Source organism: Leclercia sp. J807 (genome assembly GCF_009734465.1).
In the GTDB taxonomy this organism is placed as follows: Bacteria; Pseudomonadota; Gammaproteobacteria; order Enterobacterales; family Enterobacteriaceae; genus Enterobacter.
Map to the genome: position 1 here is coordinate 2621158 of NZ_CP046446.1, position 23446 is coordinate 2644603.

Sequence of the window (23446 nt, forward strand, 5' to 3'; positions counted from 1 at the left end):
ATAACCATAATGAATAAAACTGAGACAGAGGCAGGCAGAATATGAAATTGCGGGCAAAAAAATGGCGCCAGATGTCGCGCCATTTACTGAGAGAACACTATCGTACGTTAACGCTTAGTGCTTCACGATATACATCGTGCGGCTGTACGCCACATCTTCCGGGTTGTTAATCGGATAGCCTTTCACCCAGGGCTTGATTAACCGCCCGTTGGTGTACTGGTAGATCGGCGCAATCGGGGCTTTTTCCGCAATGATTTTTTCTGCGGTATTGTAATCCGCATTGCGGGCCTGCTCGGTGGTCTCCAGGGATGCCTGGTTAATCACCTTGTCATACGCCGGATCGTTGAAACGCGAGATGTTGCCAGTATGCGTTGAGGTCAGCAGGGAGAGGAAGGTTGACGGCTCATTGTAGTCACCTACCCACGAGGCGCGGATCACGTCGAAATTACCGGTGTTTCGGCTGTCGATATAGGTTTTCCACTCCTGGTTCTGCAGCTTCACATCCACTCCCAGGTTCTTTTTCCACATCGACGCCACCGCGATAGCAATCTTCTGGTGGTTCTCTGAGGTGTTATACAGCAGCGTCAGCTTCAGCGGTTTCTGCGCATTGTAGCCAGCCGCCTGCAACAGCGTTTTGGCCTGCGCGTTCATCTCTTCCTGGCTCATCTGCTCAAACGGCGATGGCTCAGGGGTAAACCCTGCGGTCACGTCCGGCGTGAAGTGCCATGCGGGTTTTTCGCCGGTACCCAGTACTTTTTCAGCCATGATCCGCCGATCGATGGTCATGCTCAGCGCCAGACGCACCCGGGCATCCGCCGTCGGGCCTTTCTGGGTGTTAAAGGCGTAATAATAAGTACCCAGCTGCGGCGGAGTATAGACCTGCCCCGGAATGTCCTTCATCAGTTTCTGATAAAGATTTTTCGGGAATGACTCGGTGATGTCGATATCGTTCGCCAGATAGCGCTTGGTGGCAGACGACTCCTGGTTGATCGGGATAAAGGTCACTTTCTGCAGAACGGTTTTGTCGTTATCCCAGTAATGGCTGTTGCGCTCAACCACCAGCTTCTCGTTGACCACCCGGTCTTTCAGGATATACGCCCCGTTACCCACCAGTGCCCCAGGACGGGTCCACTCCGGGCTGCTCTCCACATTCGCTTTTTGTACCGGATAGAAGGCGAAGCTCGCCGTCAGATTGGCAAACCACGGCAGGGGTTTATCGAGCTGCACGCGCAGGGTTCGGTTATCCACTGCCGTTACGCCCAACTTATCCGGCGTGGCCTTGCCGTCGATGATCGCCTGCGCGTTAACGATTCCGGCCAGGGCCGCAAACCAGGCGAAAGGCGAGGTCGTTTTGGGATCCACCAGTCGCTGCCAGCTGTAGACAAAATCCTGGGCAGTGACGGGGGTGCCGTCAGACCATTGCGCGTTCTCGCGCAGGGTGAAAGTCCAGACGCGGTTATCATTACTCTGCCAGCGGGTCGCTACGCCTGGCACCAGTTCGCCCTTTTCGTTTTGATTCACGAGCCCCTCGAACAGATCGCGGATCACCTGAATTTCAGGCAGGCCAACCGCTTTAGCGGGATCAAGCGAGGCAGGTTCATCTTTGATATGACGCACCAGCTCCTGTTTGGATGCCAGGGTTGTCCCGGGGGGAACATCCGCCGCGAAGGCGTAAGAAGAGAGGCCACACAATAATAAAGCAGAACAGATCAACGAAACCGGATGCTTCATGAGATCCCCTTTGAAATGATGGGTACGAGCAGATGGGTAATTATTTGTTTCAGAACAGTGAAATGCAAACAACTTCCGTTGGAAAGTTGATTTCTGCCGGTTTTATCCCCTGTGTGAAACTAATTGATTAACCGTGTTTTTTGCACAACACTGCCAGTAATACAATCTGATTCAGGAACGTCTATGTCACTTACCCGCCCAAGAACGGAACGTGGCGCTTTCCCGCCCGGGACCGAACATTATGGCCGCTCATACCTCGGCGCCCCCTTAATCTGGTTCCCTGCCCCGCAGGCCGATCGCAACAGCGGCCTGATCATTGCCGGAACCCACGGAGATGAAAATTCTTCGATTGTGACCCTCTCATGCGCCCTGCGTACCCTGTCCCCGGCGCTGCGCCGCCACCATGTGGTATTAACCGTTAACCCGGACGGCTGCCAGTTGGGATTACGCGCCAATGCCCGTGGCGTGGATTTAAACCGTAACTTCCCGGCGGCCAACTGGCGGGAAGGCGAGACGGTCTACCGCTGGAACAGCTCAGCCGAAGATCGGGACGTGGTGTTGCTGACGGGGGACAAGCCCGGTTCAGAGCCGGAAACCCAGGCACTGTGTCATCTGATCCACAAACTGCATCCGGCCTGGGTTGTCTCCTTTCACGATCCGCTGGCCTGCATTGAAGATCCCGCCCACACGGCACTTGGGCGCTGGCTGGCAGATGCCTTTTCACTGCCGCTGGTCACCAGCGTCGGCTATGAGACGCCAGGCTCATTCGGCAGCTGGTGTGCCGATTTGAGCCTGCACTGCATCACCGCTGAATTCCCACCGATCTCCTCCGATGAGGCCAGCGAGAAATACCTGAAGGCGATGACCGATCTGTTGCGCTGGGAACCTCAGAGATGAACCACGCCGGTGCTGTATTGCAGCGCCGGAGAGACATCCACGGCAAGCCAGGTAGGGCCATCGAGATCGGCAAACTTCACCTCATTCGCCAGCGGCAGTGCGGCACCGATCGCTCGCGAGGTGCAGAGCATACAGCCGAGCATCAGTGAAAAACCACGTTGACGCGCCTCGGCGGCAAGGGAGAGCGCTTCGGTGATGCCGCCGGTTTTATCCAGCTTAATATTGACCATATCGTAACGCCCTTGCAGATCCGCCAGGCTCTCCCGGGTGTGGCAGCTCTCATCGGCGCAGATGGGCAGCGGATGAATAAAGTTCGCCAGTGCGGCGTCCTCACCCGCGGGCAAAGGTTGTTCAAGCATGGCGACATCCAGATCCGCCAGCAGCTGGCAGCGGGCAGCCAGTCCTTCGCTGCGCCAGGATTCGTTGGCGTCGACGATAAGCGTCGCCTGCGGCACGGCCCCGCGAATGGCAACCATCCGCTCGCTGATCAGACGATCGTCCAGCTTCACCTTCAGCAGGCGCGCCCCGGCGTCATAGAGCGCTTTGGCACTGGCGGCCATCTGCGCGGGCTCACCGATGACCACCGTTTGCGCGGTGACCAGCGTCTGCGGCAGCGTCACGCCCGCCAGCGCCGCCAGAGAGATCCCCTGTTGACGGGCGGCTAAATCCCACAGGGCGCTGTCCACCGCGTTGCGTGCGGCACCGGCAGGCAATAACGTCTGTAGCGCTTCCCGGGTAAGGCCGCGCTCCAGTTCAGGCGCCAGCGCCATGATCTGCGCCATTACCGAGGCGATGCTTTCGCCATACCGGGGATAAGGCGTGCACTCCCCCACCCCTTTGACACCCTCTTCCTCTATCTCAACCACCACTACACACGCCTCGCTCCGGGTTCCCCGGGAGATTACAAACGGCGTATGCAGTGGCCAGGCTTCTTCGTAAACCTTGAGGGTTCTCATCACTCACTCCTGTATAGCGGCTTCGCGCAAATAGGGTTTGCTGTGCTATCGGCTGATGACATACACTAACGGCGACGTTAACTATATGTAAACAGGAAGATAACTATGTCACAACTCGTTCATTTCCAGGGCAACCCGGTTTCTGTTGCAGGATCCATTCCTCAGAAAGGCAGCAAAGCGCAGGCGTTTACGCTCGTGGCAAAAGATCTGTCTGACGTCGTGCTGAGCCAGTTTGCCGGCAAGCGTAAAGTGCTGAACATTTTCCCAAGCATTGATACCGGCGTGTGCGCCGCGTCTGTACGTAAATTCAACCAGCTGGCGACCGAAGTGGACAACACCGTTGTGCTGTGCATCTCTGCCGACCTGCCGTTCGCTCAGTCCCGTTTCTGCGGTGCTGAAGGTCTGAGCAACGTTATCACTCTGTCTACCCTGCGCAACCCGGAATTCCTGGAGCAGTATGGCGTGGGCATCTCTGAAGGCGCACTGAAAGGCCTGGCTGCACGTGCAGTTGTGGTGATCGACGAAAATGACACCGTCGTATTCAGCCACCTGGTGAATGAAATCACCACCGAACCAGACTATGCTGCCGCGCTGGAATCGCTGAAGGCGTAACGGCAAAAATGACATGAGCCTGTACAGCATCGGCTCATGTCATTCATTTGACAAGTTCTCATATACCTCGTCACCTTCCTTTCGATACTCTACCGGCGTACACCCCATCTCCCGACGATAGACAGAATACATATACTGAAGTGACGTAAATCCGCTCTGCATAGCCACATCGGCATAACTCAGTTGCGTCTCCCGTAACAAATTTTTTGAGCGCTCGAGTCTGAAGCTCAGTAATTCGTCGTGCAACGTCTTTCCGAGGGTACGCATAAAGTGCATGTCCAGGGTCGCGCGGGAACAGCCTACGTGCTCTGCAACCTGGGCGGCCTTGATCCCCTGGGTTCCGAACTGACGGATGAAGTAGCGGGCGCGCAAAATATAGGTATTCATTATAACGCTGTGTCGGGTAGACGCCTGGGCATTCACGCCTTCAGGCCCGACCATGACATGTTTTTCACGCAGCGGTGTACCCGTCAGCTGCCGGTGCAGCATCTCCGCGGCGGTGCGTCCCATCTGATGAGTACCCTGCGCAACCGAACTGATTGCGATGCGACTGAGGCTGCGCAACAACGGATCATCATCTATGCCGATAATAGCGATCTCTTCCGGCACGGCATAACCCGCAATGGAACACGCCTGCAGCACTTGTCTGGCGCGTGAATCCGTTACTGCGATGATACCAACAGGCTTAGTAAGCGTACCCAACCACCGGGCCAGATCCTCAAGGATGTTTTGCCACACCAAAGCGTGTGTCGGAATGCCTTCAAAGATCTCGGCCTGATGCCCGTCCGCCTCTACAAACTGGCGAAAGGCGTTTGCCCGTTCTACCGCCCAGGGATTCATAATTGTCGGCTCAATGGAGTAACAGGCAAAGCGCGGAAGGCCCATGTCGATGAGATGTTGATACGCCAGCCTCACCAGCTCAACGTTATCCGACGCCACGTAAGGAAGAGAGCGGATCGTTGGGCTGCTCAACTGCCAGGAGCCGCCAATTCCCACCACCGGCATCTCTACCTTCGTCAGTAGCGATGTCAACAGAGGATCATCGAAATCCGCAATGACGCCATCCCCTTTCCATTCGAGCAGGCTGGCCGGGGATGAGCGGAAATCCTCTTCCAGCAGGAAATCCCAGTGGATGCGGGTCGATTTCATGTACTCGCATATTCCTTCAATGATGCTCCTGCCATAGCGCCCTTTGGCCTTCAGCATCAGTGCCACCCGAAACATGTCATGCTTTCGCGACGCCATATCGTGATCCCTGAATATAGAGAGGAAATATCACCCTATCATAAGCCGAACGATGGCTGTAAAGATATTACTGCCATTAATTTATTGTTATTAAAGAGTAATTTTACCATTTAGAAAAATCATAAACCGATTTTGCAGCAGAGTTATGCCAGGCTGTTTTCCGTTCCTGAAGTGCAAAAAAATAAAAAACCTCTGGAGGAAATGTCTCTGCTATGAAATTGCAAATAAACGGAAAACCTCTTTTCCTGTCGCTGACGTTGCTCTTACTGGTTGTCACGCATGTATCGTTCAACCAGGTCCGCGCAGCAGTCAGCCCGGAAAATAACATTGTGGCCGCTAAACCGCGGGTGATTGTCTCAACGGACATCGGCGGGACCGATTTTGACGATTACCAGTCGCTGGTCCACCTGCTGCTGTACGCAGATGCGATGCAGCTCGAAGGCCTACTCTCCTCGCCGTGGGGGCCTGAACGAAACCGTGCGACGGAAATTCTGAAGACTATCGAGCGGTATGAACAGGATTATCCGAATCTGAAAAGCTGGTCCAGTGATTACCCGACCCCGGATTACCTGCGCTCCATTACCCGACAAGGCGGGATGGATTCCGCGCCGCCCGAAGGCTTTAGTCAGCCCACTGATGCCTCAAAACTGATCATTGAAGCGGCAAAACGTCCCGATCCCCGGCCGCTGTGGATCCTGATCTGGGGAGGGATTGACGACCTGGCGCAGGCGCTTCACGACGACCCAACCATCAAGCAAAAAATCCGCGTCTACTATATCGGTGGCCCGAACAAGAAGTGGTCGACATCCGCATACAATTATATTGTTCGCCATCATCCGGACCTGCACATCATTGAAAACAACTCCACCTATCGGGGCTGGTTCACGGGAGGCGATCAAACCAACGGTCTCGACGGCGCGACCTTTGTGGCTACGCATTTAAAAGGCCACGGCGCGCTGGGCGATTTCTTTAATTCCTACGGAGAGGGTCAATTAAAGATGGGTGATACGCCGTCGGTGGCTTATATCCTTGGGCCCAATCCCGACGATCCTCAACAAGAAAGCAAAGGCGGTGGACGGTTTGTGCGGGCATGGGATCGCCCCCTGTACACCTTCAAAGGCAGGCCAACCGCCTCCGACGTGGTGGAAACCTATGGCCTGGTTGAGCTGATCGTTCATCCCAAAGGGCAGGCGCCGGCGGGGACCACCGCATATCTGGTCGTGCCAGCCTCCGGGAACAAGAGCGATCGTTTCCCGGGCTTCGCAGCCGCTGACGGGACGTGGCACTTCCGTTTCGTCCCGAAAGCATCCCAGACGTGGAAGTACACCATTGAATCTAACTGGGCCGGTCTGCAAGACCCGGTTGGCGGCAGCTTTACCTCAGCGTCCCCTGCGGCTTTACGGGCCACGCAGCCCTCTGGCCGCTATCCAAACTGGTGGACCGACAATCCTGATCCCGCGTTAAGCGAGGATGTGCCGCCTTTTGGCCCGCAGCAGGGTATCAAAACCATCAATCAGTGGCGTGCGACCTATCTGGCTGACTTTGCGTCTCGTATCGAACGGCTGAAGCCATCAACACCTGATGTAAAAGAGAGCAAACAACGTCTGTTCGTGTTAACCGATATCGGTGACGATCCCGATGACCAGATGTCAATGGTGCGCCTGATGACCTACGCTAACCAGGTGAATATTGAAGGCCTTGTCGCCACCTCTACCGGCAAAAATAAAGACCAGGTAGAACCACAACGCATCATCGATATCATCAAAGGTTACGGATTAGTCCGCGACAACCTGGAAAAACATGAGCCCAGTTTTCCGCTTGCGGACGATCTGCTTAAGGTCGTGGCTCAGGGCTTGCCAGTCCACAATATGGCCGCAGTGGGTGAAGGCAAAGACTCGACAGGATCGGAACTGCTCATTAAGGCCGTAGATCGCCAGGACGATCGGCCACTATGGGTGACGGTCTGGGGTGGCCCGAATGTCCTTGCGCAGGCGCTATGGAAAGTACGTCATACCCGTACGCCTGAAGAGCTTGAAAAGTTTGTTTCCAGACTTCGCGTCTACGCCATCTCCGATCAGGACGACAGCGGTCCCTGGATCCGTAAAATGTTCCCGTCGCTGTTTTACATCGTCTCCCCGGGGCAAAACGCCGGGGGCGGTTTTCACCACGCCACCTGGATCGGCATCGGCGGTGACTATTTCCATGGCCGTTTCGCCGGGGCGGATTATCAGCTGGTAACCAACGAATGGCTGGATAAAAATGTACGCAGCAAAGGCCCCTTAGGGGCGGAGTACCCGCGCTGGAAGTTTATGATGGAGGGGGACACGCCATCATTTTTGAATCTGATTCATAATGGTTTGTCCGATCCTGAACATCCTGACTGGGGTGGCTGGGGCGGTCGTTACGAGCTCTATACGCCGCATAAAGAACGTTGATTTATGGCTCAGGAGACGCGCCCGATTTGGACCAATGCGCAGGATGAAGTGCTGGGCTTTGATAATCGCTGGCACACCACTAACCATGCGACAATCTGGCGCTGGCGTGAGGCTTATCAAAATGACTTTGCCGCCCGAATGGACTGGACCATCAAGCCCTACAGTGAGGCCAATCATCCACCGGTACCAAAACTCGATCACCCTGCCACCCTGACGGTGAAAAAAGGGCAGCGGGTGGAGCTCAGCGCAATGGGCTCCACCGATCCCGACGGTGATGCCCTCTCCTATGAATGGTTTGTCTATGCAGAGGCGGGAACGCGCGTATTATCAAATGCGGCCACCGGGGTCATGTTAGACATTAAAAACGCTGACCAGCCAAAGGCCTGGTTCGATGTCACCGATGCCCGGGTGATGCCACCTGGAACAGGTACGATGCATATCATTCTGGCCGTGACCGATCATGGCACGCCGCGCTTAACCCGCTACAAGCGCGTGATTGTCAACGTGGTGCCATAACCCCTCAAGCGGCGGGCCTGATGCCTGCCGCTTCACTTATGTAATGACAGGCGCTACTCGTCACCTTTCTTCTGGCTCAGACCATACTCGCGCAGCTTGTTGGCGATGGCAGTATGAGACACACCCAGCCGTTTCGCCAGCTTGCGGGTGCTGGGATAGTTACGATACAGCTGTGTCAGCACCGAGCGTTCAAAGCGGCTGGTAATGTCATCCAGCGATCCTTCCATCGCCTCTTCCCCTACCGCCACCGTTCCGGCGTCGTAGTCCGGCAATAAGATATCCTGCGGCCGCAGCTCATAGCCTTCAAGCTGGGTCAGGGCACGATAGATCGCATTTTTCAGCTGACGAATATTCCCCGGCCAGCCGTAACGGGTAAGGACATTGTTGAGATCGGCTGAGAACTTCGGTCTTGGGATACCCTGCTCATCGGCAAAGCGCGCCACAAACAGCTCGGTCAACGGCATGATGTCCTGGGGGCAATCGCGCAGCGGCGGAATATTGAGGGTCAGAACGTTCAGGCGATAATAGAGATCTTCCCGGAACATCCCCTTCTGCACCAGCTCCACCAGATTCTTTTGGGTGGCGCAGATAACGCGCACATCCACATGCACCTCATGATCTTCCCCCACCCGGCGGAAGGTGCCATCATTGAGGAAACGCAGCAGTTTGGCCTGCATCCGCGGCGACATTTCGCCAATCTCATCCAGCAGCACCGAGCCGCCGTTGGCCTGCTCAAAGAAGCCTTTTTTGCCTTCCGGCGCGTGGCCGAACAGTTCGCTTTCGACGGCATCTTCCGGAATAGAGGCGCAGTTGAGGGCCAGATAAGGTTTGCTCGCCCGCGGCCCCGCCTGGTGCACCGCATGGGCCAGCAGATCTTTGCCGGTGCCGGTGTCGCCGGTGATCAGCAGCGGCGCGGCAAGGTTCGCCAGCTTACGCGCTTGCTCCACCACGTGACGCATTTTCGGGCTGACGGCAATAATCTGGCTGAAGGCTCCCGTATCCTGGCTCGACAGGTTTTGCAGTTGACGCCCCATACGGACCGTTGAGCGCAGCATGATCACTGAACCGGTCAGGGTTCTGTCGTCGTTGTCGCCCTGCAGATAGACCGGGGTGAGCTCCATCAGGAAGTTTTGCCCGTTAATAATCACATGCTCGCTGTGGGTCGAGCGCGGATTGCTCTCCAGCCAGCGCTGGAAATTGAAGCCGGGGATCAGCTGGGTGGCGTTGTGGTTACTCAGTTTCTCCGGCTCCAGCGCAAACAGCTGGCAGCTCGCCTGATTAGCCCGATCGATTTTGCCTTTCAGATCCAGGGATAAAAAGGGTTCGGGCATCGCTTCCAGCAGCGCGCTAAGGGCCAGGTGCTCGCGCTCGGAGGGCATCCACGGCACGGTACGCACATCCGTAACGCCAGCGATACGGCGGATTTCAGCCATTAAGCTGCTGAATGTTTCGAAAGCAATTTCAGCAAAATTCAGGTAAATCTTCCCGATTGGGTCAATCTCAATTCCGCGCAGGTCAATACTCCGCAAAACAAGGAGATCGAGCAGCTCGCGAGTCAGGCCGAGACGGTCCTTACAAAACACTTCCAGACGCATGGGAAAATCACTCTATAAGCCATTAACTCTGAAATGATAAGCCAGATATCTGCAATCGGGAAGATGGCTGTCAACAAATATTGACAGCCTGTGACCATAGTGACGGAATTTTGTGCGAGGAAGCGAGCTTACTGCGGTTTTTTATTGAGGGTATCTTTCAACTGGCCGATTAATTCCCGACGGAAATCCCCCAGCCGGGGTTTATCATCCGCTGTCCACGGCAGTGGACGGCACAATTCCATCGCTTTGATCCCCAGTCGCGCGGTGAGCAATCCTGCACCAATCCCCTGCGCCGCACGGGCCGAAAGGCGAGCGGCCAGATCCTGCGACATCCAGTCCATCCCCACCTCGCGAACCAGCTCACTGGCCCCGGCGAAAGCCATGTTCAGCAGCACCAGGCGGAACAGGCGCAAGCGGCTGTAATAGCCCAGTTCAATGCCGTACAGGGTGGCGATGCGGTTAATCAGTCGCAGGTTTCGCCAGGCTATAAAAGCCATATCAACCAGCGCCAGCGGGCTGACGGCAATCATCAGCGTTGATTCGGCTGCCGAGCGGCTGATCTCCCGCCGGGCCTGACTGTCCAGCACCGGCTGAACGAGGTGGGCATACAGCGACACTACTTCGCGATCGTTTTGGGTTTCGTGAATGGCGGCGTACCAGCGCTGCAGCGCCGGATGAGATTGATCGAGCCCGGCCTGTTTCGCCAGTTTTTCACAAAACGCCCGTCCGTTACCGGTGCCGTGGCTGTGCAGCAGATCCCGGGCTTCATCACGCTCGTGAGCACGCTGGCGCAGTCGCCATAAACGGCGCCATTCGGTGGCAACAGAGCCCACGCCCGCGCCAACGATAAGCGCACCTGCCGCGCATCCCCCCAGCGCCACCCAGTCCTGGGTTTGCCAGGCGTTGATTGCCCACTGCACGCCTTGCCCTACTACCGCAGCGCCCGCCAGCATCAGGCCCGCGCTGACCATTTTGCGCCACAGGCTACGTTTAGATCGCAAAGCGGCCTCGACGACGGCTTCGGCTTGTCCTTCTTCGGCGGGGAGCATATCGGTCATCACCGGCGCGAAGTTTCCGGCCTGAGCGTCATCAAACGTTTGTGCCGCTTTGAAGGCCTCGCGATCCTCCTCTTCCAGAGTGCCGGTAAAATCCATTCGCGGTTTTAAGGGTTCGGTCATCGCAATTTATCTCCGATTAAAAACTCCAGCGCGGCGTCCAGGCGAATATGCGGCAGCGGCTGGTCTACATTCATCGTCTGCGGGCGGAAGGCTTCAAACTGAAACCCCTGCTTTTGCCAGAATGCCTGGCCCGGCAGCCGGGCGGGAACCTCGCCAGGGTAGACCGTCAGCGGGGCGCCATCGCTCAGACGGTGGCCGCGCAGCGCCGGGATCTTATCGCCATTAACGTCAATCAGGCCGCTCTGGGTAGCCTGTACCGAGGCCAGCCCCAGGCAGTCCATGCTAATCCCCTCAAAGGCGGCGTTCTGCCAGGCATCCTGCACCAGCTGCTGGAGGAGCGACACCATATTGGCATGCTGATCCACCGTCACGTGATCCGCCTTGGTGGCGGCAAACAGCAGTTTGTCGATCACCGGGGAGAAGAGACGCCGGAACAGCGTGCGCTGCCCGTAGTGGAAGCTCTGCATCAGTTGGGTGAGCGCGAGGCGCATGTCGTTGAAAGCCTGAGGGCCGCTGTTGAGCGGCTGGAGGCAATCCACCAGCACAATCTGGCGGTCGAAGCGTAAAAAGTGGTTGGTGTAAAACCCCTTCACCACTTTTTCGCAGTAGTAGTTGAAACGCTCGCGCAACATCCCGGCGTTGGTATGTTTGTCCGCCTGGGCAAGCTTCGATTCACCAAAAGCCTCCACGTCCGGCCACGGGAAAAATTGCAGCGCCGGGGCACCCGCCATATCTCCCGGCAGCACAAAGCGACCCGGCTGGATAAAGTGCAGACCCTCTTTCTTACATTGATGCAGATAATCGGTCCAGGCTTCTGAAATGGCCGCCAGCCGGTTTTCATCGGCGGGTGCCAGTGGATCCAGCCCCTCACACAGGGAGCGCCAGCGGGCGGACCACGCCGCGCGGGGCCCCTGTAACAGGCCGGTCATCTGCCGCGACCAGCTGAGATAGTCCTGGGTCAGCATCGGCAGGTCGAGCAGCCATTCGCCGGGATAGTCGACAATCTCCAGATAGAGGGTGGAGGTCTCTTTAAAGTGACGAAGCAGCGAGTCGTTGGAGCGGTACCGTAACGCCAGGCGGATTTCACTCACCCCGCGGGTGGGCGTTGGCCAGGTTGGCGGCGTGCCGTAAAGCTGGGCCAGCCCTTCGTCGTAGGTGAAGCGAGGAATACCAAAATCACGCTGAGGAACGCGCTTTACGCCAAGCAGGCGCTCTTCGCGCACCGCGCTCAACAGCGGCAAGCGCGCCCCGGCATGCAGGTTAAGGAGTTGATTCACCATCGCCGTAATAAAGGCGGTTTTGCCGCTGCGGCTCAGTCCGGTGACTGCCAGGCGCAGATGACGGTCAACCCCACGATTCACCAGAGAATTAAGTTCATTTTTAAGTCGCTTCATCGCCGTCCTTCATTGCGTGGTCCGCTGAATTAGCTTGCTTCAGAATACAGTAAATGGGGGCAGATCGTTGATTATCAATTCATAATTATTGCTATTGCCGTTTTCTCTCCAGTAAGATGAGCCAAATTGCTGTCTTTCAGGAGCGAGTAAGGTGTATGTCACCCACCATTTATGATATTGCGCGAGTTGCTGGCGTTTCGAAATCAACCGTGTCCAGGGTTCTGAATAAGCAAACAAATATTTCGCCCGAAGCGCGCGAAAAGGTGCTCAAGGCGATTGCAGAATTAAATTATCAACCCAATAAACTTGCCCGCGCCCTCACCTCTTCTGGCTTCGATGCCATTATGGTTATTTCCACCCGTTCAACCAAAACCACTGCCGGTAATCCTTTTTTCTCTGATGTACTGCATGCCATTACGGCAAAAGCGGAGCAGGAAGGTTTTGACGTTATTTTGCAAACATCAAAAAGCAGTGAAGACGATCTGCTGAAATGTGAAAACAAAATAAAACAGAAAATGATTAAAGGCGTCATCATGCTGAGCTCGCCGGCAAATGAATCCTTTTTCTCCAGACTGGATACTTACGGTATTCCGGTTGTGGTCATTGGGAAAGTAGAGGGCGATTTCGAGAACATTTACTCTGTCGACACCGATAACTATCATGACAGCGCCATATTAACAGAGACCTTTATTAAAAAAGGTCGGCGTAATATTGCCTGCCTGCATGCGCCACTTGATTATCACGTCTCTATCGACCGACTTGCGGGATATAAAGCCAGCCTGGAAAAATATCAGATCGCCATTAACCCGGAGTGGATCATCGACGGCGGTTATACCCATGAGAGTGCGATCGCAGCGGCCATTCAATTATTGTCCTGCGCCACCCCGCCGGATGCGGTATTTGCCACCGACAGCATGAAGTTACTTAGTCTCTATCGCGCAGCGGATGTGTTAAACATCACGATCCCTGAACAGGTTGCGGTAGCAGGTTACAGCGACCCAATGTTGTCTCTCATTTTGACCCCTGCGCCTGATGGATTCGATATCCCGACGCGTAAACTGGGTGAAGAGAGCTGCGATCTTCTGTTCAGGCGCATCGCGGGTAAGCCCGCCCCGCATAAGGTGCTGGTTGATACTCATTTAACCCGAGCGAATGCGCTTCGTTAAAACCAGGGGCGTTAACCCCTGGTGTACCACTCATCAGAAGGCGTAATTTACCCCTACGCCCGCGTAGTGGAAGCGGTCGTTCTCACCTTCGTCATGGTTTTCCCATTCATAAGCATATTCCAGCGTCATGGACAAACCATTATTGAAATCATAGGCATAGAGAAGCCCCAGGCGGTTAAAATCGTGACCTTCACGCTCAGGATCGTCCTGCCAGTCCCAGTTTGACCAGCGATCAAGACCCAGGCGGGTATAAGGTGTCAGCGTGGTACTGCCTAAAGAAATCGGCAAATAAGCACGTATTTCCTGCGTAGAAAATTCGCCATTATTACGCGAACCATCCATATTAAAACCGCGCTCTAAATAGTAGTTAATTTTTGCAGAGATCGTTTCGTTGAGGATCCAGGTAAAGCCGGTTTCCGTTTCGACACGGCTGTCAGCATAACCGGTTTTTTCAAGATCGTTGGCAAATTGATACATGGCAAACCAGCCGCTAAAACGCCAGTCATCGGTTAATTTAAGATCCCAGTCCGGTTGAATTTTATAGCGCTGCATATTTGCGCTTCCGTCTTTGGCGCCATGTTCATCTTTAAAATGATATCCATAATTACGGAAGCCGCCGGTGAGTCCGAACGTGAAATCATCAGTACCAATAAAGCGATAGCGTAATTCAAATTCTGGACGATCGAAATAGGTTCCCCGGGTCATGCTGCTGTAATCAACCGGCCCCTCCTGATACATAGCCAGTGAGAGGGTCCAGGCGTCCCAGGTAGCATTAAACCACACCGAGGGTTCATATAATCCATCTTTATCGTCGCCCTGGCCTTCGACGTTTTCAATTTCATACATTGCCCCAATATTAAAATCCCAGTGTTGTGCGGTTTCCGTTGCCTGTACGCAGCTGACCCCTGCGCACAGAACAAGCGCAGCACTTTTTAGTAGAGTACTCATTAAAATATTCCCTATATAAGTTACAAACAAAAAAACCGGGAATGTCTATTCCCGGCGAACGCTCTTATTATCGGATGGCCACTTCAGTTTCCGCGTCGAAGAAATGGCACTTATTCATATCGAAGCGGATGCCGATATTGTCTCCTGCCGCATAGTCATTTGCCGCCCCGGCTCGAACCACCAGCTCATGCCCCCCAACGCTGGCGTAGAGCATAAATTCGGCGCCTGTCAGCTCCGCGACGCTGACTTTCGCAGCGATGTTTTCCTCCTCGCCCTGCGGAGTAATAATATCTTCCGGCCGGATCCCGAATACCACGGCTTTACGCTGGTAACCCCTGGAATTAAGCACCGCGAGCTGGTCTTGGGGGATCTCAAGACGCAGCGTTTCGGTGACAAAGTAGCGGTCGTCTATCGCGCCGCGAATAAAATTCATCGCTGGCGAGCCGATAAATCCCGCGACAAACATATTGGCCGGTTCGTTATAGACCTGTTTTGGTGCCCCCACCTGCTGAATGATGCCGTCTTTGAGGATCACAATCCGGGTCGCCATGGTCATGGCTTCGGTCTGATCGTGCGTCACGTAGATCATGGTGGTGTTGAGCTTCTGATGCAGCTTGCTGATTTCAGCGCGCATCTGCACGCGAAGTTTGGCGTCGAGGTTTGAGAGAGGTTCATCCATGAGGAATACACCTGCTTCCCGCACAATCGCTCTGCCTAACGCCACGCGCTGGCGCTGTCCGCCGGATAAGGCGCCAGGTTTGCGCTTGAGGTAGTCTCGCAGACCCAGAATTTGCGCCGCCCAGTTAACGCGCTCTTCGATGACCGCTGGCGCAATTTTTTGCATCTTCAGCCCAAAGGCCATGTTGTCGTAGACCGTCATATGCGGATAGAGCGCATAGTTCTGGAACACCATGGCGATATCCCGGGATTTAGCCGGCACATCATTCATGCAGACACCGTCTATCACCAGTTCACCGGCACTGATCTCCTCCAGCCCGGCAATCATGCGCAGCGTCGTCGATTTACCGCACCCGGAAGGCCCCACAAAAACAATAAACTCTTTGTCCTCTATTTCGAGATTGAAATCTTTCACCACATGAACGTGGTTATCATAGATTTTCTGAATGTGTTTCAGAGACAGTTGCGCCATTGTTAGTTCCTTATCAGTACCGTCCGGGAGGCCCAGAAATCGGTCAGGCATTTCCAGGTCAGCTCCCGCGTTGAATGAAGTTGTAGTCCCGCACGATCAAGGCCAGGCCCAATCCCCACCGACAACATCCCCGCTGCGTTGATGGCTTCGACACCTGCGGCCGCATCTTCAATGCCAATGGCCTCCTTAGGGTGAACCTTCAGGCCAGCGCAGGCCGCAAGGAAGATCTCCGGATGCGGTTTGGAACAGGTAATGCGGGAAGCATCAGCGCAAAAATCAAACGCCTGCTCTATCCCCAGAGCGTGCAAAATGCCTGGCGCATTAAGTGATACGGATGCCAGCCCAATCCTGACGTCCGCCGCACGGATGTCCTCCAGCACCTCGCGGATACCCGGAAGCAGGGATTCATGCGTCAGCGAGGCCAGAGACTGGACGTAGAGGTCGTTTTTTTTACTCGCCAGCGCCAGGCGCTGCTGATGGTCAAACGTCTGCTCTTTGCCACCGTGGCGCAGGATCCGCAGCAGGGAGTCCATGCGGCTTATCCCTTTCAACTCTTCATTGAAGGATTCATCGATGGTGATGCCAACCTCCTGCGCCACCGCACGCCAGGCCAGAAAATGAAGATGCGCGGTATCGGTGATGACGCCATCAAGGTCGAAAATTATGGCTTTAAGCATCACTCCCCTCCGTGGTAGCGCTCCCAGACACAGACGCAACAAAATCTGTGTAAGACCATACCTGCCGCCCCGAAACATTTAATATTCTCCCCCACAGGGTCAGGGTGACGGGAGCAGAGGTTTCAATTGTTAAGCGATCATGCTCGCAGGTGACGTTCATCTGCGCGTTCCGCCAGCGCAGCGGGAACGTGAGCTTACGCCAGTGGGCGGGCAGTTTTGGCGCCAGATGAAATTCACCGTCTATCACCTGTAGACCGGCAAATCCCTGGATAACCCCGGACCAGATAGCGCCCGTCGCGGCAGCATGGATCCCCTCATCACTGCTGTGAGGATCGTCGCCAAGGTCGATGGCAATACCATCACGCCAGAAGGTGTATGCCCGTTCTGTATCGCCGCAACGCGCAAAAACAATCCCGTGAATGGCTTTACTGAGCGACGAGTCATGAATGGTGCGAGGCTCGTAAAAGGCCAGATTGGCGGAACATTGCTGATGCGTAAACCGTTCCGGCAGCAGGTAGTTGAGCATGACCACATCCGCCTGCTTAAGGATCTGCATCTCGTTTACTTCTGCGCGGGAGTAATCCAGCAGGATGGTCTGTTTGCCCGCTTTCGCTTTATAGCGACTCAGATCGATTGCCGGTTTCGCCATGAAGGTATCATCCTGAGGCAACACCCCTTCGGCGTTCGCTTCCGGTAGCCATAAACGTGCCAGGAAACGTGTGGCGTTTTCGGTAAAGCGCGCATCTTCCCGCCCGAACATCAACATAAACTGGCGTGCGCTGGCGACATTATGCCAGGCCAGATAGTTGGTATAGGCGTTGTTATTGACGTGCTCGGTATATTCATCCGGGCCAATCACATCATGGATTTCCAGTCGTCCGTTGGCTTCCGTGGCGCGCCCCATCCAGAACGATGCCGTTTCCATCAGCAGCGTCAGCCCTTCATTACGCATAAAGGCGTCATCGTGCGTTGCCTGCCAGTAAGCAACGACAGCCCAGGCGATATCCGCCACGATGTGGTGCTCCGCCAGTGCAGAAGCCACCTTCTGGCGTACGCCGGTGCGAATGTTGATCGCCGCGAACTCCGGCGTCTCTTCCTGCCCGCTTGCCGCGCTCTCCCACGGGAATAGCGCGCCGGGCCAGCCGTTACGGCGTGCCTTTTCTCGTGCTCCCGGCAGGTTCAGCCAACGATAACGCAGAAGCGTGCGGGCTATCTGCGGACGGGTAAAGAGATGGAAAGGCAGCATGAATATTTCGGTATCCCAGAAGACATGCCCTTTATAGCCCTCCCCGGTAAGCCCCTTGGCCGCAATACTGCTTCGCTCATCATGGGCGGGCGTCATGGCGGTGAGATGCCAGACGGCATAATCCAGCGCCATCTGATCCTGCTCTTCCGTAGAAGAGACCTCCACCCGACAGTCACGCCAGATGTGCTCCCAGGCGCGGGCGGAACGCGCCAGCAAAGCGGCGTAACCACTTGCTGCGCAGGCCTCGAGTTCGGCCAGGGAACGACGGGCAAAGGTCTCCCTTGAGAGGGCTCTGTCCCTGCGGTGAGTCACCCACACCAGCTTCTCCAGAGTGACGGTTTCCTCTTTCGAAACCGTCAGCGCATGGTGAACCATGATGCGGCGATTTTTGGCCGTAAAGCAGCTGTCGCTCTCCATCGAGAGGCGGCAGCATGCAGAGATCGCCACATCCGCAGCGCGATCCTGGGTCTCATACATCCCCTGCAGATAGTGCGGGTCGAAAACTCTGACAGAAATTTCATCCAGATGCTGTCTGCCGCTGTTGGTCTGGGTCGCATCAATGCCCGTTTTCAAAACCATCTGCGAAGACGCGTCCAGCGGCGTGATGGAAAGCTGCATCGCCACCAGCGGCAACGCATCCAGCGATACAAAACGACGGCTCTCCAGACGGTAGCGCTTCCCTTCAGGGGAGCGCCAGAGCACGCTGCGACGCAACTCCCCGTTAGAAAAGAGCAGTTCGCGCTGCCAGCTCAGGATCTCTCCTGACAGCAGGGAAAAATTCTCGCCGTCGAGCTCGATATCAATGCCAGTGATATCCGGGAGATTAACCAGCTCGCTGGTTTCGTTAGGTCCGGCCCGGTGATAGAGGCCAGCCAAATACATCCCCCGGGTCTGTTGGGTGTAATCTTCTTCGTGCGCGGCGCGAATGCCCATATAGCCGTTACCGCAGGCCATAATCGAGCCATATTTATTCAGACTGTGGGGGCAAAATGCCGGATCGGTTAATACAGAGAGGTTCAGCATAACGTCACGCTTTCCCCTTTTTCCGCCGCTTCATACAGCGCGGCGACTAATTGCTGGATCACCCACCCTTGTTCGGCATCGGCGATCATCACTGGCTCCCCCATCACGTGGCGCACAAAGGCTTCCATGCTGCGTAAATGCCGCTGGTCGTCAGCCTCTTCTCGCTGCGTGATGGTGCGTAAAATGCCGCCCTCGTCGTTGTAGATATGCGCCGGGAACAGCGTGGCGCCTGCCTTTTCACCGCAGAACGACACATTCATGATGGATTGCTCGCGGATATTGAGCACGAAGGAGGTATCCAGGCGCAGCACCCCGCCATTACAGAACTCGATCGTGCCAAACAGGGCATCTTCGACGGTAAATTGAGCAGGATCCCACTCCCCGAACTGGCCGCAGTTTTTACGGTTTCCCAGCTTTTGAAAGCTGTGCGCCGTTACCCGTTTTACGGCCGGGAAACCCAGAACATACATCGCGGCATCAAGCATATGGATGCCGATATCGATCAGCGGTCCACCGCCCTGGAGCGATTTGTTGGTAAACACCCCCCATCCGGGCACGCCGCAGCGGCGCAGCGCCTGCGCTGTCGTGAAGTAAATTTCGCCAAATGTCCCTTTCAGCACGGCCTCACGCAGCAGTTGCGTATCACGTGCAAAACGATGGTGAAAATCATACGCCAGCACTTTTCCCGTCCTGCGGGCAGCAATGCGCATCTGATCGGCCTGTTGCGGCGTCATGGCGGGAGGTTTTTCGCACATCACATGACACCCTGCCGCCAGCGCCGCAAGGACATGGTCAACATGGAAACGATTCGGTGAACAGACGCTCACCACATCCGCTTTTACCGCCCGCAGCATATCGTGGACATCCTGCCACGCCGAAGGAATCGCATGGCGTTGTGCAAATGCCTGCGCTTGTTCGAGGCGGCTGTCCATGACAGCCACCATCTGAACATCACTGCGCGTGGCGTAATAGGAGGCGTGCACTTTGTCCGCCACCTGCCCGGCGCCGATGATGGCGACGCGCAGCGGCGAAGGTGTTGAGGCACTCATCACGCTCGTCATCCTTAGCATTCACGCAAATAAGTGAGTGAGTCCCGGTAAGCCTTAGCAGGATCGTCGGCACGAACCCGGCATTCGTAGACCACATACCCCTGATAATTGTCGGCACGGAGCCGATCGAACAGAGTGGCAAAGTCCAGGCTGCCGCTGCCAGGCTGATAACGATGGTTATCGGCAATATGCACGTGCCCAAGCAGATCGCGGTTTTGGTGCAGCGCATCCGTTATCGAATCTTCCTCAATGTTCATATGGTAAAAATCGCCAATGATCTGCACATGTTTCAGGGCGTTCTCTTCGATATAACGACGTGCATCGGCCAGGGTGTTAATCATATGATCCTGATAGCGGTTCAGCGGCTCCAGGTAGACGGTGGTACCGGTGCGCGCCGCCACCTCATCCAGCCAGCGCAGGGAGGCGCTTACCGCTTTACGGTCGCCTTCCAGGCTGCGAGGAGAGGTCATCGGCGGCAGACGGAAGGTAAACATGCCCCAGGCGGCAGGCACGATGATCCCCTTCCCGCCCACCTCTGCGAGCGCTTCAAGAATACGTTCAATCTGCTGTAAGCCGTTCAGGCGGCGCTCTTCGATAAAGTCGCCAATCCAGCCGTCGTAGCCGCCGCAGGCGGTGGTCACCGGTAACCCCGTGGCGTTGATGGCCGCTTTTACCTCGTCCAGATTGTCCACCAGCAATTTGCCGTCGATCTCGTAGCCATCAAAACCCATGGCTTTGATGTACTGGAATTTCTCCAGGATATTGGTCGGGAAAAAGGCCTGGTTTTGCGTTGCGATTTTCATGAATGGCTCTCCTTAGCTTAAAACGTGACGCCCATTTTGATGCTCAGCTCCGGGTGCTGATCGACATACTTCATGTAGCTTTCCGGGCTGGTGGTGAAGGTCACGACCGGGTCAATCAGATCCTCGCAGTTGAGATATCCATTCATCAGCAGCTCCCAGCAGGTCTCTTCGATACGCTTGCGGCTCCAGCGCGGATAATCCGGGTTTGGCTCGCTGCAGGCGCGGGAGAAGACTATCTTCGCGTTGTTGAAATGCGCTTCGCGGCCCAGGTTGAAGCCCGCTGCAAACGGCTTGGCGAAAGCCACATAGGAGATGGTTCCGCCGTAGGCGAGCCCGCGCAGCGCAGACTGCAGGGCATCCGCAAAACCGCTGGTTTCAATGATCACATCCGCGCCCTGCTTGCCGGTCAGTTTTTTAATTTCCAGACCGACATCGGTACCGATTGGGTTCAGGCAATGGTCTGCACCATGGCGACGAGCGATTTCACAGCGGTGTTCGATAGGATCGACACCGATAACAATGGAAGCCCCGGCTTTTTTCGCCAGTTGAATGGCGATCTGCCCGATGGCGCCCAGACCAACCACCACCACGAAATCCCCTACCCGCACGTTAGCATCCCGTACCCCGCTCATGGCGAACTGCGCCGGGTCGTAGCAGACGGCATTTTTCCAGGACGCCCCCTGCGGCATTTTGCGCAGCTTGTAGTTATTGACGGCATTGACAATCACCGTCTCCTGCAGCGGCCCGTAACAGCAGACGCTGTCGCCGATCTGGTACTCCGTCACGTCAGCGCCGCATTCGATGATGTCGCCCACAATCATATTGCCCAGCTGAAACTTGCCGAACTCGATCCCACGGGCGGCCCCTTCTTCACGTGGGGTGAACATCTGCCACTCCGCGTTGAAATCCTCATCAATAAAAGGGCTTGCCGCACGAAAATCCACCACCTCAGTGCCGTGCTTCGGCGCGCCAAAACGGGCGCGAATTTTCACTTCATGCGCAGCAACAGCACGATCTTCATACTCCACCAGCGCCGCCACACGCGGCGCTGTCGCAACTAACTTCTTCATGACTTACTCCTTGTTAAACTGGCCGCCTCAGCCCTTAACGCCACCGGCGGTCAAACCACTTTTGATAAAACGTTCAGACAGCGCATACATGATCACCACCGGCAGTGCCGTCACCAGCGATGCCGCCATCATGCGACCCCAGATGTAATCCGGCGTGCTGAAGAGCGTGTTCAGCCCTACCGGCAAGGTGAAGTTGCTGGCGCTGGAGAGGAAAATGGAGGCGAACAGATAGTCGTTCCACGCCACCATGAAGCAGTAGACGAAGACCGACACCAGCCCGGAAATGGCTAGCGGCACGGTGATGCGAAAGATAATTTGCAGGCGGTTAAGGCCATCCATCATCGCGGCCTCTTCGATCTCGTCCGGGATGGTGTCGAAATAGCTGCGCAGCATGAAGACCGCCGTCGGCAGCGTCTGGGTCACCATGGTGATAATCAACGCCAGCTCGGTATCATAAATGCCGAGCGCGGTGATGATTTTGAACAGCGGTACCACCAGCAGGATCCCGGAGAACATGTAGACGGTGTAGAAGCTTGCATTGATCGTCGCCCGCCCTTTAAAACGCAGTTTGGAGAGGGCGTATGCGCCAAGCGTGCCGAGGAAGACGGCGATAACCGACGAGGTCAGCGACACCACCATGCTGTTACGGAAGTAGTCCACAAACGGGAAGATCAGCGGATTAAAGATGTCGATGTAATGCTGCATCGTCCACTCCTGCGGCAGGATGGTCGGATGCAGCGATATCGCCTCTTTCGCGCTCTTGAATGAGGTCATCAGCATCACGAAGAACGGGAACAGCGTGATGACCAGAAATACCGCCAGCCCCAGATAAAAACCAATCCGGCCCAGTACGCGTTTATTTGTTGCCATTGAGGTTTACCCTATTTCTGGTCAGCAGAATGACAGCGAAGATGATCACAAACAGCACAACGGAGATCGCCGCCGCTTTGCCCAGGTCGTTGAAAGCAAAGGCGGTCTTGTAGAGATAGACGCCCAGAATATCGACCTTGGTGGTCAGCAGGTAGACATCCGCGAACATGTAGAACATCCAGATGGTGCGCAGTGTGACGACGGTAGCCAGCACCGGCATAATCGCGGGTAGCGTGACGATGCGAAAACGCTGCCAGGCATTGGCCCCATCCATCTCCGCCGCTTCGTACAACGATTTATCGATGGTCTGCAAAATCGCCAGGAACGAGATAAACGCGTACGGGAAGTAGCGCCAGATGGCGAACAGCACCACCAGCACAAAACTGCTGCCAGGGTTGTCGAACCACAGCGGGGCCTGTTCGTACAGGTGCAGCAGATCGACACCCAGATAATTCACAATGCCGTAGCCGTTGTTGAACATATACTTCCAGGCAAACACCAGCGAAATCGACGGCGTAACGTAGGAGAGGATCACCAATGAACGCGCCGTCTTCCGCAGGCGAAACTCCCGGTTGAAGAAGATGGCCACAGCCAGTCCCAACCCCGTACTGCCAATAACCACCAGCGCCGTATACCAGAAGGTCATCCATAAGGCGTGCCAGAAGGCGGCGTCACTCAGGATCCGGATGTAGTTATCCAGCCCGACAAAGATGGCGCTCAACCGCGGATTTAATGGCAATCGTAAAAAACTGATTTCAATATTGGAAATCATCGGCCAGGCTACCAGGCCCCCCAGCAATATCAGGCTGGGGGCCAACAGCAGCATGGCGAAAGGCATATCTGAACGACCAGAAAACAACGTCTTCATAATTCCCTTCCGCAGCG

At 55.6% G+C, this 23446-nt stretch carries 20 protein-coding genes; 5 read left to right on the forward strand and 15 right to left on the reverse strand.

Annotation, left to right across the window (positions count from 1 at the left end):
• Window positions 1-114 precede the first annotated feature (114 nt).
• Window positions 115-1731, reverse strand: a complete 1617-nt coding sequence (locus GNG26_RS12555) for an ABC transporter substrate-binding protein (protein ID WP_114314756.1) — start codon at window positions 1729-1731, stop codon at window positions 115-117.
• 183 nt (window positions 1732-1914) lie between these two features.
• Here GNG26_RS12555 and mpaA point away from each other — a divergent pair, with 183 nt between their 5' ends.
• A complete protein-coding gene (gene mpaA / locus GNG26_RS12560; RefSeq protein WP_114386680.1) occupies window positions 1915-2628 on the forward strand; it encodes a murein tripeptide amidase MpaA in 714 nt (237 codons plus the stop codon).
• Here mpaA and ycjG read toward each other — a convergent pair.
• Window positions 2619-3584, reverse strand: a complete 966-nt coding sequence (gene ycjG / locus GNG26_RS12565) for an L-Ala-D/L-Glu epimerase (protein ID WP_156239013.1) — start codon at window positions 3582-3584, stop codon at window positions 2619-2621. The genes mpaA and ycjG overlap by 10 nt on opposite strands.
• 105 nt (window positions 3585-3689) lie before the next feature.
• Between ycjG and tpx the strand changes: the two genes are divergently transcribed.
• Window positions 3690-4196, forward strand: a complete 507-nt coding sequence (tpx, locus tag GNG26_RS12570) for a thiol peroxidase (RefSeq protein WP_103179860.1) — start codon at window positions 3690-3692, stop codon at window positions 4194-4196.
• A gap of 39 nt (window positions 4197-4235) precedes the next feature.
• Here the strand turns inward: tpx and GNG26_RS12575 are convergent, their stop codons facing one another.
• The gene (locus GNG26_RS12575; RefSeq protein ID WP_197080094.1) at window positions 4236-5441 is read right to left on the reverse strand and encodes a DNA-binding transcriptional regulator; all 1206 of its coding nucleotides are present in this window, start codon (window positions 5439-5441) and stop codon (window positions 4236-4238) included.
• A 212-nt stretch (window positions 5442-5653) separates the two neighbouring features.
• Between GNG26_RS12575 and GNG26_RS22525 the strand changes: the two genes are divergently transcribed.
• Window positions 5654-7876, forward strand: coding sequence for a nucleoside hydrolase-like domain-containing protein (locus tag GNG26_RS22525; RefSeq protein WP_197080095.1), 2223 nt, complete (start codon window positions 5654-5656; stop codon window positions 7874-7876).
• A gap of 3 nt (window positions 7877-7879) precedes the next feature.
• The gene (locus GNG26_RS22530) at window positions 7880-8392 is read left to right on the forward strand and encodes a hypothetical protein (protein ID WP_197080096.1); all 513 of its coding nucleotides are present in this window, start codon (window positions 7880-7882) and stop codon (window positions 8390-8392) included.
• 53 nt (window positions 8393-8445) lie between these two features.
• On the opposite strand, the gene tyrR is transcribed toward GNG26_RS22530, so the two are convergent.
• From tyrR to GNG26_RS12600, 3 genes are all read right to left on the reverse strand, one after another.
• Window positions 8446-9987: a transcriptional regulator TyrR gene (gene tyrR, locus GNG26_RS12590; RefSeq protein ID WP_156239014.1), complete on the reverse strand. Its 1542-nt coding sequence runs from the start codon at window positions 9985-9987 to the stop codon at window positions 8446-8448.
• A gap of 128 nt (window positions 9988-10115) precedes the next feature.
• Complete coding sequence (locus GNG26_RS12595) at window positions 10116-11165, reverse strand: YcjF family protein (RefSeq protein ID WP_156239015.1); 1050 nt, start codon at window positions 11163-11165, stop codon at window positions 10116-10118.
• Entirely contained in the window at window positions 11162-12559 is a 1398-nt protein-coding gene (locus tag GNG26_RS12600; protein ID WP_156239016.1) for a YcjX family protein, read from the reverse strand. The genes GNG26_RS12595 and GNG26_RS12600 overlap by 4 nt, the downstream gene beginning before the upstream one ends.
• 155 nt (window positions 12560-12714) lie before the next feature.
• Between GNG26_RS12600 and GNG26_RS12605 the strand changes: the two genes are divergently transcribed.
• The gene (locus tag GNG26_RS12605; protein ID WP_156239017.1) at window positions 12715-13725 is read left to right on the forward strand and encodes a LacI family DNA-binding transcriptional regulator; all 1011 of its coding nucleotides are present in this window, start codon (window positions 12715-12717) and stop codon (window positions 13723-13725) included.
• 33 nt (window positions 13726-13758) lie between these two features.
• Here the strand turns inward: GNG26_RS12605 and GNG26_RS12610 are convergent, their stop codons facing one another.
• From GNG26_RS12610 to GNG26_RS12650, 9 genes are all read right to left on the reverse strand, one after another.
• Entirely contained in the window at window positions 13759-14673 is a 915-nt protein-coding gene (locus GNG26_RS12610; RefSeq protein WP_156240189.1) for an OmpG family monomeric porin, read from the reverse strand.
• Between the two features lie 67 nt (window positions 14674-14740).
• Window positions 14741-15823, reverse strand: a complete 1083-nt coding sequence (locus tag GNG26_RS12615; RefSeq protein ID WP_103822217.1) for an ABC transporter ATP-binding protein — start codon at window positions 15821-15823, stop codon at window positions 14741-14743.
• Between the two features lie 2 nt (window positions 15824-15825).
• Complete coding sequence (gene pgmB, locus GNG26_RS12620; RefSeq protein WP_370463859.1) at window positions 15826-16500, reverse strand: beta-phosphoglucomutase; 675 nt, start codon at window positions 16498-16500, stop codon at window positions 15826-15828.
• On the reverse strand, window positions 16493-18769 hold the full coding sequence (locus tag GNG26_RS12625) for a glycoside hydrolase family 65 protein (RefSeq protein WP_156239019.1): 2277 nt from the start codon (window positions 18767-18769) through the stop codon (window positions 16493-16495). The genes pgmB and GNG26_RS12625 overlap by 8 nt, the downstream gene beginning before the upstream one ends.
• Window positions 18763-19821 (reverse strand): Gfo/Idh/MocA family protein, encoded by a 1059-nt coding sequence (locus tag GNG26_RS12630; protein WP_156239020.1) that lies wholly within the window; start codon window positions 19819-19821, stop codon window positions 18763-18765. The genes GNG26_RS12625 and GNG26_RS12630 overlap by 7 nt, the downstream gene beginning before the upstream one ends.
• Before the next feature lie 11 nt (window positions 19822-19832).
• On the reverse strand, window positions 19833-20621 hold the full coding sequence (locus GNG26_RS12635) for a sugar phosphate isomerase/epimerase (RefSeq protein WP_156239021.1): 789 nt from the start codon (window positions 20619-20621) through the stop codon (window positions 19833-19835).
• A 17-nt stretch (window positions 20622-20638) separates the two neighbouring features.
• Window positions 20639-21691 carry a zinc-binding alcohol dehydrogenase gene (locus tag GNG26_RS12640; protein ID WP_103822221.1) on the reverse strand — a complete coding sequence of 351 codons (1053 nt, stop codon included), beginning with the start codon at window positions 21689-21691 and terminating at the stop codon, window positions 20639-20641.
• 27 nt (window positions 21692-21718) lie between these two features.
• Window positions 21719-22561 carry a carbohydrate ABC transporter permease gene (locus GNG26_RS12645; protein WP_156239022.1) on the reverse strand — a complete coding sequence of 281 codons (843 nt, stop codon included), beginning with the start codon at window positions 22559-22561 and terminating at the stop codon, window positions 21719-21721.
• Window positions 22548-23429 carry a carbohydrate ABC transporter permease gene (locus GNG26_RS12650; protein ID WP_156239023.1) on the reverse strand — a complete coding sequence of 294 codons (882 nt, stop codon included), beginning with the start codon at window positions 23427-23429 and terminating at the stop codon, window positions 22548-22550. The genes GNG26_RS12645 and GNG26_RS12650 overlap by 14 nt, the downstream gene beginning before the upstream one ends.
• Window positions 23430-23446 lie beyond the last annotated feature (17 nt).